At 60.5% G+C, this 14,555-nt stretch carries 12 protein-coding genes; 5 read left to right on the top strand and 7 right to left on the bottom strand.

Features of this window, described 5'->3' with window-relative positions:
• Window positions 1–141 precede the first annotated feature (141 nt).
• Window positions 142–1,929 (bottom strand): prenyltransferase/squalene oxidase repeat-containing protein, encoded by a 1,788-nt coding sequence (locus NZK35_RS20660; RefSeq protein WP_259634422.1) that lies wholly within the window; start codon window positions 1,927–1,929, stop codon window positions 142–144.
• Window positions 1,930–2,304: 375 nt separating this feature from the next.
• Window positions 2,305–4,056 (bottom strand): hypothetical protein, encoded by a 1,752-nt coding sequence (locus NZK35_RS20655; RefSeq protein WP_259634421.1) that lies wholly within the window; start codon window positions 4,054–4,056, stop codon window positions 2,305–2,307.
• A gap of 533 nt (window positions 4,057–4,589) precedes the next feature.
• Here NZK35_RS20655 and NZK35_RS20650 point away from each other — a divergent pair.
• The gene (locus NZK35_RS20650; RefSeq protein ID WP_259634420.1) at window positions 4,590–5,258 is read left to right on the top strand and encodes a redox-sensing transcriptional repressor Rex; all 669 of its coding nucleotides are present in this window, start codon (window positions 4,590–4,592) and stop codon (window positions 5,256–5,258) included.
• 146 nt (window positions 5,259–5,404) lie between these two features.
• Here NZK35_RS20650 and NZK35_RS20645 read toward each other — a convergent pair whose 3' ends face one another.
• The 3 genes from NZK35_RS20645 to NZK35_RS20635 form a co-directional block, all read right to left on the bottom strand.
• The gene (locus NZK35_RS20645) at window positions 5,405–6,562 is read right to left on the bottom strand and encodes a 5-(carboxyamino)imidazole ribonucleotide synthase (protein WP_323379649.1); all 1,158 of its coding nucleotides are present in this window, start codon (window positions 6,560–6,562) and stop codon (window positions 5,405–5,407) included.
• Between the two features lie 7 nt (window positions 6,563–6,569).
• Window positions 6,570–7,094: a 5-(carboxyamino)imidazole ribonucleotide mutase gene (gene purE / locus NZK35_RS20640; protein WP_259634419.1), complete on the bottom strand. Its 525-nt coding sequence runs from the start codon at window positions 7,092–7,094 to the stop codon at window positions 6,570–6,572.
• Between the two features lie 119 nt (window positions 7,095–7,213).
• Window positions 7,214–8,035 carry an HAD family hydrolase gene (locus NZK35_RS20635; RefSeq protein WP_259634418.1) on the bottom strand — a complete coding sequence of 274 codons (822 nt, stop codon included), beginning with the start codon at window positions 8,033–8,035 and terminating at the stop codon, window positions 7,214–7,216.
• A 109-nt stretch (window positions 8,036–8,144) separates the two neighbouring features.
• Between NZK35_RS20635 and ubiE the strand changes: the two genes are divergently transcribed.
• Genes ubiE through NZK35_RS20620 form a run of 3 tightly spaced genes read left to right on the top strand, consistent with a single transcriptional unit; the run spans window position 8,145 to window position 10,605 of the window.
• Complete coding sequence (ubiE, locus tag NZK35_RS20630) at window positions 8,145–8,957, top strand: bifunctional demethylmenaquinone methyltransferase/2-methoxy-6-polyprenyl-1,4-benzoquinol methylase UbiE (RefSeq protein WP_259634417.1); 813 nt, start codon at window positions 8,145–8,147, stop codon at window positions 8,955–8,957.
• A complete protein-coding gene (locus NZK35_RS20625; protein ID WP_259634416.1) occupies window positions 8,954–9,640 on the top strand; it encodes a UbiX family flavin prenyltransferase in 687 nt (228 codons plus the stop codon). The genes ubiE and NZK35_RS20625 overlap by 4 nt, the downstream gene beginning before the upstream one ends.
• Complete coding sequence (locus tag NZK35_RS20620) at window positions 9,622–10,605, top strand: 4-hydroxybenzoate octaprenyltransferase (protein ID WP_259634415.1); 984 nt, start codon at window positions 9,622–9,624, stop codon at window positions 10,603–10,605. The genes NZK35_RS20625 and NZK35_RS20620 overlap by 19 nt, the downstream gene beginning before the upstream one ends.
• 172 nt (window positions 10,606–10,777) lie before the next feature.
• On the opposite strand, the gene NZK35_RS20615 is transcribed toward NZK35_RS20620, so the two are convergent.
• On the bottom strand, window positions 10,778–11,221 hold the full coding sequence (locus NZK35_RS20615) for an NUDIX hydrolase (protein ID WP_259634414.1): 444 nt from the start codon (window positions 11,219–11,221) through the stop codon (window positions 10,778–10,780).
• An 84-nt stretch (window positions 11,222–11,305) separates the two neighbouring features.
• On the opposite strand from NZK35_RS20615, the gene NZK35_RS20610 reads away from it, so the two are divergent.
• Window positions 11,306–12,610: a CCA tRNA nucleotidyltransferase gene (locus NZK35_RS20610; RefSeq protein WP_259634413.1), complete on the top strand. Its 1,305-nt coding sequence runs from the start codon at window positions 11,306–11,308 to the stop codon at window positions 12,608–12,610.
• 135 nt (window positions 12,611–12,745) lie between these two features.
• Here the strand turns inward: NZK35_RS20610 and NZK35_RS20605 are convergent, their stop codons facing one another.
• Window positions 12,746–14,140 (bottom strand): asparagine synthase-related protein, encoded by a 1,395-nt coding sequence (locus tag NZK35_RS20605; RefSeq protein ID WP_259634412.1) that lies wholly within the window; start codon window positions 14,138–14,140, stop codon window positions 12,746–12,748.
• Window positions 14,141–14,555: the final 415 nt, after the last annotated feature.

Below are 14,555 nucleotides of genomic sequence, written 5' to 3'. Positions count from 1 at the left end.
CCCCACTTCGGTGCAAGTGTTTGCGTTTGACAAGTGAAACCAGCATGGCAAGCTGGAAGCTTACCCACTTCGGTGCAAGTGTTTGCGTTTCACAAGTGAAACCAGCATGGCAAGCTGGAAGCTTACCCCACTTCGGCAGCGCTAGTTTTGGTCGTACAGCGGCAGGTGTCGGTAGTAGACTTCCAGGCAATAGATCGACAAGCATGTCGTGTAGAGCCGGCCACCAATGCTCCAGCGGTCTCCTTGGGGTGCCCAGCTGCCGCGTTCGCTGCCGTCCTTGATTTGCAGTGCCGGCAGTTTGACCTTCATTTCATCGTTCCACTCGGTCCATAGCGGGCCTCCGACATGGTGGAACGCCTGGGTCGCGTAGTACCAGTAGTAGACGTTCTGTTGATTGATGTCGAAGGGCGCATCGGTGCGCAATAGCTTGAGACCTTCTTGAAGGCGGCCATCGTTTCGTTCCCAACCGAGGTACTGGCGACACAGCAGTCCTTCGGCCGTCATGGTGGGCGTGGCGTCAGAGCGTCCGGGTTGATACGCATAGCCGGCCCCGTAGTAGACGCTCGCCGAATCGAGGTACTTGTCGATCAGCTTCATTTTCTCCGGATCGACTTCCAGTCCGGCGCCGAGCGCACTTTGTAGCGCCATGACGTACCATCCGGTGACCGAGGTGTCGCCGGGTTCGTTCGGCCGATACCTCCATCCGCCGTCCGATGCCTGGGCTTTGAGTGCGTAATCGACGGCGCGTTGGGCGTAGGCGCGCAACCAGGAATCCTTGGTCATCCCGTACAGCTCGCACAGCGCGATCGTCGCTTGGGCTTGAGCGTAGGTCCGCTCGTTGCCGCGGGCCGAGGCGGCCATGAACCCGCCGCGATCCTGTTGTGCCACCAGGTACTTCAACCCCTTGTCGACTTCGCCGCGATACATGCCTTCCAGGTGGGTATTGCCGTCTCCGGCAAACGCGATCAGCGCCATCGCGGTCGCGGCCGGCCGATTTTCCGAAACGGCACCGTTGCTGTAGGGTTGCACCATGCTCCAGTAACCGCTGCGATGCTGTTGGCGTTTCAGCCAGGCGAGTCCAAGTTTGACGGCGTTGGCGGTCTCATCGGTCGCGCCGTACATCGCCATCAACGCTTTTCGCATCGCCCCGGTCCGTCCGCTGAACATCGGTTTGGAAATCTCGATCGGCTCGGCTCCCAGCAGCACCGGCTGAATCGCTTCCATTTCCGCCGGTTCCACTGTTTCGAAAATCTCAGGAATCTCCGTTTCCAGCAGCGTGTCATCCAAAGCGTCTTCGGGGGCTTCGATCAGGTCATCGGTTTGCGGTGACGAAAGATCCAATTCCAGCGCGTCCTCGATCGGTTCGTTGCTGATTCCGAAATCGAGTACCAAATTGGTGAAACCGTTTCCGGTCGGTGAGGTGATCAGGGCCAGAATGAGCAGCACGATCAAATGGATCACCAAGCTGAGCAACCAGGACGGAGCCGATCGGGTGACGACGTCCGCGGGGGCGTCTTGGTCCGCCGCGGCAACCGCGGCATCCGATTCGGCGTTTTCGGTCTCCGCAGTCGTGACTTCGGGCAAACTTCCGCGCCAGCGGGTCACGGCCGAACCGATCCCGGTTCGCGGCTGGGACACTTCGGTGATCGGACGAGTCGGCGGCAGGGTGGCGCGGGGCGGGGGCGGCGGAGGGATCGAGGGAACGTCTCGGGCCGTCGCGACGCTGCCGTTTTGAGCAGGGGCGCTGTGATCCGGTGGAGCGTCGACGGGTTCGGCGCCCAGTGTTTCTTCGTCCGAATCGATCACGTCAGCCGGCTGTGGCGGGCCCGGCACCGGCGTTTCGTCCCCGTCTGCTGCGGCCCAGGGGCTCCGCTCACGCGGAGTTCCGCGACGCGGTGGAGGTGGCGGGACCGGAGGAACAGGGGGCATATCGATCGATCGCGGTGTGCGGGCAGACGAGGAGTCACTCGTGAAAAGACTCTGCGACACAGCATTCGACTCGAAAGGTAGAAGAGAAAGAGTTCCGCGGCTCCCGTTGCTTCTACGCAGTATATCGCATTTGTCCAGAGCAGACAAAAAATCTGTTCGTCTTTGGGAAGTGGGAGAGGCTTTCAGTCTGGTGGCGCCCACGCGGACCAGCCCGGAAGCCTCTCCCACTTGTTTCCCAATCAAGACGAGACGCGAAAAACGGGGCGAGCCACCTCAATTGAGGGGCCCACCCCGCCTGGCTTGTCGCGTGCAGTTTTGAGCGGCAAGGCTGTTCGCCGAGCATGGTGACTCGGCGAGACCGCCCGGCCTTTTCAATTAGCAGCCGCAGGAAGGAGCGGCTTCGCAACCACAGGTCGGCTCAGCGTCGCATCCGCAGCTGGGAGCGACGTCGCAGCCGCTGTCACAGCAGCCTTTGCGTCCGCCGAACAGTTTCTTCAGCAATCCGCCACGAGAGTTGCTGCATCCGCAAGCCGGCTCGCAGCTTCCGCAAGCATCAGCGGCACCACAGCAAACCGGGGCCGGGCAGCAAACCGTCACGGGGACTTGTTTGCAGACCGTACGCGGAACGCACTTGGTGACCGTGTAAGGCTCGCAGACCTGACGGCACTTCTTGACCTTGCAGATCTTCGTGTAGCACTCGGTGCGGCACTTGTTGACGCAGATCGTCTTGGTGCGGCACTCGGGAACCATCTTGCAAACTTTGTATTCGCAAGTCTTGGTACGGCACTCGGGAACCATCTTGCAAGTGGTGTACTTGCAGACCTTCGTACGAGGCTCGCAGACGTAGCTGCAAACGGTGTAGTTGCAGGTCTTCGTGCGGCACTCGGGAACCATCTTGCAAGTGGTGTACTTGCAAACCTTGCTGCGTTGTTCGCAGACGTAGCTGCAAACCTTGTACTCGCAAGTCTTCGTGCGGCATTCGGGAACCATCTTGCAAACCGTGTAGTTGCAAGTCTTCGTGCGGCACTCGGGAACCATCTTGCAAACGGTGTAGGTGCAAGTCTTGGTCTTGCACTCAGGCACGCGTCGGCAAACGGTGTAAGGGATCTCACGCGTGCGGCACTCTTTGATGTAGCGCGTGCAGCAGATTTCCTTTTCCTCGCAGGTCGGCACCCAGACTTTCTTGCAGATCGTCTTGGGGCAACCTTGGACGCATTCGACGCGGCACTTGCCGGGGCAGTACACGCATCGGCAGGTCGCCGGGTCGTACGTCCACGTGCCCGGTTCACGAACCGTGCGTCGCATCATCGGACCAGGAACGGTTTCCGTTTGCGTTTCCCAGTGTCCACCATTGACCGTGATGGTCTTGGTGTACTGTTCGGGAACCATAACGGTGTAGTTCTCGGTGCGAACCTTGTCTTCACGCACGGTGTTGTAAACCGTGTAGTTGATCGTACGAGTCTTGGTCTCGTGAACGGGAACCATCACGGTGTAGTTGATGGTTTTCGTGCGAGTTTCGTACACCGGCTTGTTGACGGTGTAGTTGATCGTACGCGTCTTGGTTTCCCACACGGGCTTTTTGACCGTGTAGTTGATCACCTTTTCGTGCGTCTCGTACACCGGCTTCATCACCGTGTAGTTGATCGTACGCGTCTTGGTCTCGTACACGGGCTTTTTGACCGTGTAGTTGATGACCTTTTCGTGAGTCTCGTAAACCGGTTTGTTGACGGTGTAGTTGATCGTACGAGTTTTCGTCTCGTACGTCGGCACCATCACGGTGTACTGGACTTCTCGTTGTTCCGTGTAAGGAACGACACGAGTCGCTTGGACTTCTTTGTCTTCGTAATACACTTCGTTCCGCGTACGATAGCGAGTCTCTTGGACTTGCTCGTAAACGGTCTCGGTCACGTTACGCATGACGGTGTAGCTTCCATCGGCGTTTGCCGATGCAGCTCCGTCAGCGACGGGTGACGCGCCATCAACGACGGTGCCGTCGCTGACCACTGACTCTCCGCAATTACTACAGCCTTGATAGCTGATCGCACCACAATAAGCGGCGCGTGCGGATTGAGCCCCCGAGACGATCGCGATGATCGCCAAGGCGGGCAATAACCACAGCCTTTTCATCTCTTCTTTCTCCAGAAAACACTTTTGGGTTGCAAAGGGACGCACTGGATGATGCGAGACCCATTGCTCACACCTTCCTGCACTTTTTGCGTGCACGTGCACTGCGACGAAAGACCCCCCGTTCAAGATGAATCCGACTCCGGTCACTGCACCCGAAGATGCCGATCGTTGCCCGAATTAACCTCTTTCCCATCTACCCGCACTTCACGGTGGGAGGAAGATGGTGCGGACACACAAACTCTGCGTGCCAACGAATTGGGTCCTTATGCTGTCAATTCATCGTCTGCGTAAAGTGATCCGACCAAGTAAACAGCACGATCAGGGCAAAATAAGACGCCTAGGCTGTCCAGGAGTGCCGGCATTGCAATCCATAACAGATGTAGCGATCGGGACGGCGGGGAGAACCGCCTTGGTTCCAGGTTTGAGGTTCCAGGTTTGGAGACTTGAGACTTGCTGCTCCAATTTTCTGCCCGCCTTTCTCCTGCACTCGCCCGCTGCCCCTCTCCCGTCCGCTCGGTCGTTACAATCCTCCCATGCCCTCAGAACCGGACCCCAAGTCGACTTCGGACCCCAACAGCGGTGTCAACAAACTGCCGCGACCGGCCGTCGGGCGGCTGAGTCTGTACTTTCGCGAATTGCATCGCCTGGCCGATCAGGGCGAAACCCATCTCAACAGCAAACAGCTCGGTGCTCTCGTCGACGTGTCTCCCGCCGTCGTCCGCCGCGACCTGAGCAGCCTGGGAACGATCGGCCGCCGCGGCGTGGGGTATCCGATCGACAAACTGACCGAGCAGATCGGCGCGGTGCTCGGAAGCGGGCTGCAGTGGCAGGTCATCTTGGTCGGCGTCGGATCGCTCGGCGATGCCCTGCTCCGCTACCGAGGGTTCGAGCGATTGGGGTTTCGACTGGTCGCCGCGTTCGACCTCGACCCGGCAAAGATCGGAACACAGATCGGAGGCGTTTCGATTTGGAATGCCGCCACGATGACCGGCAAGCTGGCCGAACTCTCGCCGGACCTGGCCATCCTGGCTGTCCCGGTCGACCAGGCGGCTTTCGTCGCCGCCGATTTGGTCGCCGCCGGCATCAGCGGTATCCTGAATTTTGCTCCCACCACGCTGCGTTTGCCGGGCTCCACAGCCATCGTGAACGTCGACTTGGCCAGCGAGCTGCAGCGGCTCGCGTTCAGCGTCCAGAACCGCTGACGGCGGGATTGATTTTCAACCGGTCGCGGTGGGGCAATGAACGCCTGACGCTCGGCCAAGAAGCAAGCGTCGTTTCCTCTCGTTGGGGCCCGTAGGCTCGCGCCAAACGGCTAATCATCGATTGAGATCAGCGTTTGGCGGAGGACCTATTCCAGCTTCTCCCGCGTCTGTCGGACGGTGGCAACGGCGTCCGCGGCGGAATCACTGGTGGCGGTCAAGTGCCCCATCTTCCGGCCGACTTTGGCGTCGGTTTTGCCATACAGGTGCAGCGAAACCGACGGCACGGCCAACGCCTGATCCCAGCGGGGACCCTGTCCGTCAACGCTCCACAAATCGCCCAACAGGTTGGCCATCGCCGCGCCGCCGACACGTAGCTCGGTCGATCCGAGCGGCAGTCCACAGACGGCGCGGACGTGTTGTGCGAACTGGCTGGTGTGACAGGATTCGATCGTCAAGTGGCCACTGTTGTGCGGCCGCGGTGCGACTTCGTTGATCAATAGTGTTTCCGCGTCGACGACGAAAAATTCCACGCACAGCACGCCGACCAGCTGCAACACGTCCGCGGCCCGGGTGGCGATCGTCGTGGCCAATTGTTGTTGTGCCGGCGGCAAGGTCGACGGGCAGAACGAGACGTCAAGGATGTGATTGCAATGATCGTTTTCAAAGGGTGGGAAACAGCGGACTTCGCCCTGCGTCGATCGCGCCACCACGACCGACGCTTCGCGTTCGAACGGGATCCATTTCTCCGCGATCCAGGCATCGGCCGTCTCCCACGGCACCGCGGCCGCGTCGGAGGGGCCGTCCAAGCGATACTGTCCCTTGCCGTCGTATCCGCTCCGCGCCGTTTTTACGATCACCGGCCAGCCATGCTGCTCGGCAAACTCGCCGACGCCGGCGGCCGAATCCACCGCGGCGTAGGGTGTCACCGCCAGACCGGCATCGCGGAACGTTGTTTTTTCGACCAGTCGATCCTGTGCGGTGGCGAGGACATGGTGCGAGGGATACGTCGGCGCGAACTCGCTGCACCAGCGAATCGTCTCGGCCGGAATGTTCTCGAATTCCAGCGTGATCACCTGGCACTGCTTGGCAAACTGCGACACGACCGCGTGATCGAGCAGATCGCCGACCACGGTACGCGTGGCGACTTGTCCGGCCGGTTCGTCGGCCGAGCCGCAAAAGACCACGACGTCGTAGCCCATCTGCATCGCCGCGATCGCAAACATCCGTCCCAGTTGTCCGCCGCCGACCATCCCCAGAGTCGCCCCCGGCATCACGGTCGATTGGTTCGATTCCAGTGCTGACACGTCGAGATCACTCCAGTTCGGTGGCGGCGAGGACTTGTCGAGTCTGCTGCTGGATGAACGCCTCCAACGCTGCACGAACGGCCTCGTCGCTGATCGCCAGCATGCGAGCGGCCATCAAGCCGGCGTTCTTGGCCCCGCTGGTCCCGATCGACATGGTGGCGACGGGAATCCCACCGGGCATTTGCACGATCGACAACAGCGAATCGAGTCCCTGGAGCGTCCGGCTCTGTACCGGAACACCGATCACCGGCAACGAAGTCTCCGATGCCACCATCCCCGGCAGATGGGCGGCGCCGCCGGCTCCCGCGATGATCACTTTCAGTCCCCGCTGCCGCGCCGATTGGGCATAGGCGAACATCCGTGCCGGGGTGCGGTGGGCGCTGACGACGGTCCGTTCGTGCTTGATCCCCAAAGCGTCCAGAATCTCGCACGCCGGACGCATCGTTTCCCAGTCGTTCTTGCTGCCCATGATCACCCCGACCACGGCATCGGTGGCGGGGAATTGCGTTCCGTCAGTGTCGGGTGTCGTCATGCTCGCTGGTTACGCTGGCGGAGGAGGGGAAACCGGTGAAACCAGAGTTTTAAAGCGAAACACGCCGAACCGGAAGTAATGGATGACAGGAAAATCGTTGGGAAACTGAAAACTGGAATCTACCGCACCAAAAACTCCCAGGCGACGCGATCGGTCAGGTCGTCGACGATGCGGTCGGCTCCGGCGAGTTCCAATTCTTCGCGGCTGGCCGTCCCGGTACAGACGGCCAAACACTTGGCGCCGATCGTGTGGGCACAGCGGACGTCATTGGGGGTGTCGCCGATGACGATCATGTCGTCGCGGGCCGTCTCGCCTCGACGCCGTGCCAATTGGTCGGCCGCGCGGCGGGCCATGTCGCAGCGAACCGTGTCCAGATCGCCGCCGATCACCCAGGGAAAGAAATCGATCAGACGGAATGTCTCCAGTTTCATCCGCGCCGTTTCGGGGAAATTGCCCGTCATCACGGCCAGCGAAACGTGGGGCGTCGCCGACAACGCCGGCAGCAATTCCGCGACTCCCGGCAACACTTCGCCGCGCACCGTGGGCAGCGTTTCGCGTAGCGTCACGGCGTAACGCCGCCGCAATCGGCCTTGGTTTGCGGGCGTCGGTTCGATTTCCCCGGCCACCAGAAACTCATAAACCAAATCGCGATCGGTGCGTCCGCCGAAGGAAATGTGTTCGATGGCCAAGTCGGCGACCCCGAATTCACTCACCATCGCACGCACCAGCGCACCGCTGCCGGATCTTTGGGTGACGAGCAAGGTTCCATCGATATCAAAAAAAAGTGTCCGCATGGCCAAAACGTTAGCAGATATCGGGCCGCGCAGCAGCACCTTGGCAGCGAAACCGGCGCGGTGCACGACGACCTGTGGTGGGGCCAGTTTTGGGCCGGCCCTGTTTTGCGGTTGATTCCAGTGTCCTTCCCAAATCGGTATCGTCATGCCAGAACCTTAGACCGGTTTCCGCGTCCGGCGGTCGCTCGTCCACGAGGCTTCGTCGCCGAAACTCAAGCCGCGGCTTCCACCCCAGACTTTCCATCGAACCTGTTCCATGACCGTCAACGTGACCGAACCAGCGCCTCCCACCGTCGACACGCCGCCACCCGCCGAACCGGCCGGTGAATTGGACAAGAGCAATGCTCGGGTGCGCGAGATGTTTCGCCAGATCGCTCCCCGTTACGATCTGATGAACCACCTGCTGTCGTTGAATATCGACAAACATTGGCGCAGCCAGGCGGTCAAGCGATTGCGTCTGATCCCCGGCGTGCCGGCCTTGGATGTGTGCACCGGGACGGGCGATCTGGCAATCGCGATCGCCGACGCGGCGCCCGAAGGCGTCGAGGTCGTGGGCAGCGACTTTTGTTACGCGATGTTGGAAATCGCCCGGCGAAAACGTGTCGCCGGTTCGCGATCGGAATCGATCGATTTTCTTGAAGCCGACTCCCAGCAATTGCCCTTTGCGTCCAACCGATTTCAATGCGTCACCGTCGCCTTCGGGTTGAGGAACGTCGCCGACACCGATCGGGGTCTGCGCGAGATGACGCGGGTGTGCTGTGAAGGTGGCCAAGTGATGGTGTTGGAATTTTCCAAGCCGACCCTGCCCGGGCTGCGGCAAATCTACAACTTTTATTTCAAGCACATTCTGCCCAGGGTCGGGCAATGGTTCGCCCGCAACAACAAGTCGGCTTATTCGTATCTGCCCGATTCGGTCAGCCGCTTTCCCGATGGGCAAGCATTGGCTGATCGGATGCAGGCCGCCGGATTGACGGACGTCCAATTCACGCCGCTGACGTTTGGGGTTTGCACGATCTATGAGGGCACCAAACCCGTGTCGAACTCCGACCCCGAGGGAGATCCCCAATGAGTGCTGCGGGAATTCCGGCCGCGCCGAGGGATCCGCTGGTGATCGGGATCACCGGTGCGAGTGGGGCGATGTATGCGATCCGTTTGCTGCAATCGCTGGCCCATTGCGAGATCGACGTCCATTTGACGATCAGTCCCAGCGGCGCGGCGGTGATCAAGCAGGAAACGGGCTTGGCGATCAATCTCCGCGGGTTGGATTTGATCCAGCTGGTTTCCTACATCCCGGGGTGGTCGACCGATCGGCATCGCGAATTGGTGCAACAGACGGATTGGGAAAGCGTGTTGGCGCAGCGGTTTCACTACCACCAGTTCGACGATTATATGACCCCGATCGCCAGCGGTTCGTTTCGCACCAGCGCGATGGTCGTCTGTCCGTGCAGCGGCAGCACACTCAGTGGCATCGCACGCGCGGCGGCGAGTAATTTGATTCAGCGTGCGGCCGAAGTCCACTTGAAAGAGCATCGCAAACTGGTCGTCGTGCCTCGAGAAACACCGGTCAGCGCGTTGCAGCTGGAAAACATGCACAAAATCGCGTTGGCCGGAGGCGTGATTTTGCCGGCGATGCCGGGTTGGTATCACGACGTCGACTCGCTCGATTCGCTGGTCGATTTTGTCGTCAGTCGAATCTTGGATCAACTGACGCTGGACAACCGATTGATCCAAAGATGGAAGAACGGATCATGACATCAGGTGGTGTGCATTCAGACGATCAGGGGCCGACAGTAAGCAGTGCTGGCGGCGGCAGATTGGCCGATTGGCTGGGGTTGATTCGATTCAGTCACACCTTGTTCGCGTTGCCGTTTGCGGCCTTGGCGACCGTGATGGCGATCGCGACGCCGTTGCCCGATGGCGATGCCGTGACCGTGCGTTTCCGCGAGCTGCTGGGGATCTTGCTGTGCATGGTCGCCGCCCGGAGCGCGGCGATGGCGTTCAATCGATTGGTCGATCACAAGATCGATGCGGAAAATCCCCGCACGAAAGGGCGACACCTTCCCGCCGGCGTGCTCTCGCGGAAGGCAGTCCTGTTGTTCACCGTGGGCTGCGGGGCGCTGTTTGTCGCGTCGACTGCCATGTTTCTGCCCAACTGGATTCCGCTCGCGGCGTCGGTTCCGGTGCTGTTGTTCTTGCTGGGGTATTCGCTGGCCAAACGATTCACCAGTGCGGCGCACCTTTGGCTGGGCGTGGCGCTCAGTCTTTCACCGATCTGTGCCTGGGTCGCGATTCGCGGACCGGTGGTGTTCGCCTGGCCGAGCGATCTGGTCGCGCCGTTGCTGCTCGCCGCCGCCGTGGCCGCGTGGGTGACCGGATTCGACATCATTTACGCGTGTCAGGATCAAGCGTTTGACGCTGCCGCAGGACTGCACAGCGTGCCGAGTCGATTCGGGGTGGCCGGTGCCTTTCGAATCGCGGCCGGATCGCACCTGGCGATGCTGGTCCTTTTGGCGTTGCTACCTCGGTTGGCTCCGAGCGTGGGATTCGGCTGGCTCTACTGGATCACGCTGGTCTGCATCACCGCATTGGTCGTGCGACAGCATACGCTGGTGCGGCCGAACGATCTGAATCGAGTCAACGAAGCGTTTTTTCATGCCAACGTTGCGATCAGCATGTTGCTGTTGGTCGCCGGATCGATCGATTGTTTGTGGTTGTAGCGTTGCACGAGGTGCGTTAGCGAAATGCCAGCTGCACTGGCACAGAAGGTTTTAGCGGAACGGCGCGAGCCGTCCGGTTGCGGTTCAAAAACAGCTTGAAAGACCGGAGGGCTCACGCCCTGCCGCTAACAATAGACACCCCGTTTGGTGTCAACGTGGGTAGCGTTTGCCGCTAGCGCCACTCGCAATTCAAATCGATTTCGCCCCGTTCCCAGGCGGTCAGAAAGGGCGGCAGACTTGGCAGCACGTCGGCGGCGTTTCGGACCTCTTCGCGACGCATCCAAAACACGTCGGCAACTTCATCCGGATTGGCAATCGGATGGTGGCCATCGTCCAAGTGGGCGTGCCACCAGGCCAGGTTGGTGCCCCACGACGTCACGCTGCGGTAACATAGTCCGGCCGGAGTGACGTCGATGGCGAGTTCTTCCTGCATTTCGCGAACCAGGGCCTCGGCTTCTGTTTCTCCTGGTTCAATCCCTCCGCCGGGCAAACACAGCTTACCGGGTGCCGTCACGGTCAGGGCGCGACGGATGATCAGCAGTTTGGCGTCGCGAAAGACGACGGCGACGACGCCTCGTTTGCGGCGCGTTCTCGGCTTGATCGGGGGAGAGTTCATAGCCCAGCTTGTAACCGAACACGGAGAAATCGACAATCGTGATCCGGTCGATTGCCTGAAACATCCTCCTTCCACGGCAAACCATTGACGAAAATCGGTCCCCTTTTCGATACCAACAGCGATCATTCTCTGCAAACGCGTGCGTCGTTTGCCGAGGCGACTCGGATTTGTGCGAGGCTTCACGAGCGGGGGCACGTCGCGTATTTCGCTGGTGGATGTGTCCGCGACGCGTTGCTCGGTCGTGAACCCAAGGACTTTGACGTCGCCACCGACGCGACGCCCGATCGTGTCCGCGAGATCTTCGGAAAACGCAAGACGCTCGCCTTCGGTGCCTCGTTCGGCGTGATCGGAGTGTTGCCCGAAAAGCGAACCGACGACTCGTGGGCCAAACTCGATCACATCCACCCGACCGAAGTCGCCACGTTTCGCAGCGACGGCGAATACAGCGACGGTCGCCGCCCCGACAAGGTCCACTACGGTGACGCCAAACACGACGCCCAGCGCCGCGATTTTACGATCAACGGCCTGTTCTTCGATCCCGCCGAAGAAAAGGTGATCGACTATGTCGGCGGCCAAGTCGATTTGGCGGCGCGGCGATTACGAACAATCGGGGCGGCCGACCAACGCTTTGAAGAAGACAAATTGAGGATGCTGCGAGCGGTCCGATTCGCAACCACGCTCGGTTTCGAACTCGATGCGGCGACAAAAGCAGAAATCGTTCATCGGGCCGATGAGATCGCGGTCGTCAGCGCCGAACGGATCGGCGCGGAGATGCGACGCATTGTGGTCTCGATCCATGCGCCGCGCGGCCTGGAGCTGTTGATCGAGTGCGGGCTGGATCGATGGATCTTGCCCGAATTACGATTCGCCGAGCCGTCGTCGTTGGTCAATTATTTGGGACATCGCCAGTCGTTGGATTTCGAGTCTTCGATGGCGTTGATCTTGTACGTGATCGCGGAAAACCCGGCTTCCTCGCCGATCGGAGCACTCGTCAAACAGCTCTCACATCAGTGGCGGCTTTCAAGCGAAGAGACACGCCGAATCACCGCGGCGGCGAAACGCTGGTCGATCATCGCCGACGCCCAGCAGCGGAAGTGGTCGGTCGTTCAGCCGACGTTGGTCGATCGAGACGCCGAGTGCGTGTTTCACGTCGCGGCGGCGATCACCTGCGCCAAGGAGATGCCGCAAGCCGGAGTGGACTTGTGTCGCAAGGCGCTCGCGTGGCCCGAGGAACAATTGAACCCCAAACCGTTGCTGACCGGCGACATGCTCCGCGCCGCCGGCCACCAGCCCGGCCCCCAATTTCGAACCTGGCTGCAAGCCGCCCGCGACGCCCAACTCGATGGCCAGATCACGACCGGTGAAGAAGCACTCGCGATGATCGAGTAGAAAAGGTGTCCGACACCTTTTTGGTCGGAAAGATAGTTTAGTGGCTTTGGGTAGGGACGAAGGCGGTCACGGGGGAGAAAAGGTGTCCGACACCTTTTTGGTTGGCGAGGGGGTTTGGGGTGAGTGGGGGCTTGGTTAATGTGACTCCGCCGGTGTCTTGGTTCGGATCATTCTGGCGAATTCATCGCGGTAGGTCTGTTCGTTTTTGGGAAACAATCGTTCGAACGTTGCCGGGTCGGCGGCGCCGTGTTGGAAGCGGCGTTTTTGATACACCGGCATTTCGACTCCGGTCACTTGCCGAATGCCTGCGGCGACGATGTCGCCTTTGAGTGCGTAAAGTTTCTGATGATCCCAGTTGGTCAACGCGACGAACGGGACCGCTTCGGCGATTTCGATCACGTCGGGAACGGCGTAGGGGCTGAACCCTTTGAAACCGAATTGGGCTGCCGGCGCACTGGTGCGACTGTGTCCCCGGCTTTGCCCGCCGCTGTAGACGAGGGAATGTTTGACCGCGTCGACGCCCCAGCCTTCCTGATACAGCATCCGGTTGCCCAGCACGCTGCGGACCGTCAGTTCCGGGTTGTCTTCGATCGGATAGTCTTTCAAGTTCTCATCGCCGCCGTCACCGTCGATCAAGTAGTTCCAATCCGGATAGCGTCGACGAATCTCACGCAGCAGTGCGTAGCCCATCGTCGCCGACTGCACGTCCAATGGCTTGTAATCTTCGATCGATGCGACGGCATCCTGCCAACGGACATCAGACAGAGGGACCTCGATCGGCTCGAGCAACATTTCCAAATCAATCGCCTGGAGGAACTTACGCGCCTGATCGACGTCTTGCGAGCGGCCTTCCAACGACAACGCGAACGCTTTGAGTCGTGACGACGAATGCCCTCGTCGGCGGAGCAGGTAGTCGACCAGCACAAGGATCGAACCGCTGTCGATCCCGCCGCTGAACATCACTCCGATCGGTTCCTCGTCGGGGATCGTGATCAGATACTGATCGATCACTTCGGCCAGTCGTTCGATGTAGGCGGCGCCGATGGCATCGACGTCGGCGGGCAAGCGGTTGCGTTCGGGGGCAAAGTAACGCGTCAATTGTGGGTTCGGATCGGGACAGCCGACCAACTGAAGTTCGAGCAGATAATGGGCCGGCACCATCCGGGTGTAGGAGGGATGGAATTGATCGGCCAGCCCTTCGACCTCTAGTTGATCAAGAATCTGACTCATCCGCTCGGCGATCACCAATGCCGGCCCTTCGGCGCGTTTGGCCAAAAAGTATCGCATCGGTCGACCGATCGACCGCGCCATGCGGATCGTTTTTCCTTCTTGTTGGCAGATCGCGAACTGGCCGCGAATGCGACGGACCGCTTCGGCGTCGCCGCTGGCGACGGCCGCGCACGCTTGCTGGTGCGACATGTTCAGAATCACGTCCCCGTCGGGGTCCATCAGGTTGACGACCCGGTCGATCAGTGCCGGGGCTTGTCCATCAAATGCGGCGCGTGACATCGGGTCGGTTTGCTGAGACATCGCGGTTACGGGATCAAACGTGGAGGGGGGGAGGGATTCGCTACTGCATAGCTTAATGGTCCCGCTGGGAAGCGTCAGCCAGTGGCGTGTGTTGAATGGGGGATCACGCGCCGGTCGCTCACCGGGCTGTTGATTGAGTGAGCCGTGACGCGTAAGCGGCCGGGCATTCTGGCGCCCGCCCGAGGCCTTACGGCCAGCGGCTCACCATTGACTCAGCAGATTCCGACTCAATCGACAGCCCGCGAGCCCTCCGGTGTTGTGGCAGAGAGGAAGAACCGGAGGGCTCGCGCCCTGCCGCTAAAACCTCAAGCAATCGAGTTCGGGATTCCGGTGGTGCGCCAAGGCGACCACCGGCTACTTGCTGCAACCCCTCTCGGGGTCAAACCTGCTCCGCAAGCGGATTGAGTCCGCGAGA

This window comes from Stieleria sedimenti (assembly GCF_025060895.1).
GTDB classification, from domain to species: Bacteria; Planctomycetota; Planctomycetia; order Pirellulales; family Pirellulaceae; genus Stieleria; species Stieleria sedimenti.
This window is presented reverse-complemented; position numbering and strand designations above follow the sequence as displayed.

Coding starts and splice junctions, on each gene's coding strand:
- NZK35_RS20655 (WP_259634421.1), bottom strand. CDS start 4,056: ATGAAAAGGCTGTGGTTATTGCCCGCCTTGGCGATCATCGCGATCGTC.
- NZK35_RS20660 (WP_259634422.1), bottom strand. CDS start 1,929: ATGCCCCCTGTTCCTCCGGTCCCGCCACCTCCACCGCGTCGCGGAACT.
- NZK35_RS20650 (WP_259634420.1), top strand. CDS start 4,590: ATGCCCTCAGAACCGGACCCCAAGTCGACTTCGGACCCCAACAGCGGT.
- NZK35_RS20625 (WP_259634416.1), top strand. CDS start 8,954: ATGAGTGCTGCGGGAATTCCGGCCGCGCCGAGGGATCCGCTGGTGATC.
- NZK35_RS20620 (WP_259634415.1), top strand. CDS start 9,622: ATGGAAGAACGGATCATGACATCAGGTGGTGTGCATTCAGACGATCAG.
- ubiE (WP_259634417.1), top strand. CDS start 8,145: ATGACCGTCAACGTGACCGAACCAGCGCCTCCCACCGTCGACACGCCG.
- purE (WP_259634419.1), bottom strand. CDS start 7,094: ATGACGACACCCGACACTGACGGAACGCAATTCCCCGCCACCGATGCC.
- NZK35_RS20615 (WP_259634414.1), bottom strand. CDS start 11,221: ATGAACTCTCCCCCGATCAAGCCGAGAACGCGCCGCAAACGAGGCGTC.
- NZK35_RS20635 (WP_259634418.1), bottom strand. CDS start 8,035: ATGACGATACCGATTTGGGAAGGACACTGGAATCAACCGCAAAACAGG.
- NZK35_RS20605 (WP_259634412.1), bottom strand. CDS start 14,140: ATGTCTCAGCAAACCGACCCGATGTCACGCGCCGCATTTGATGGACAA.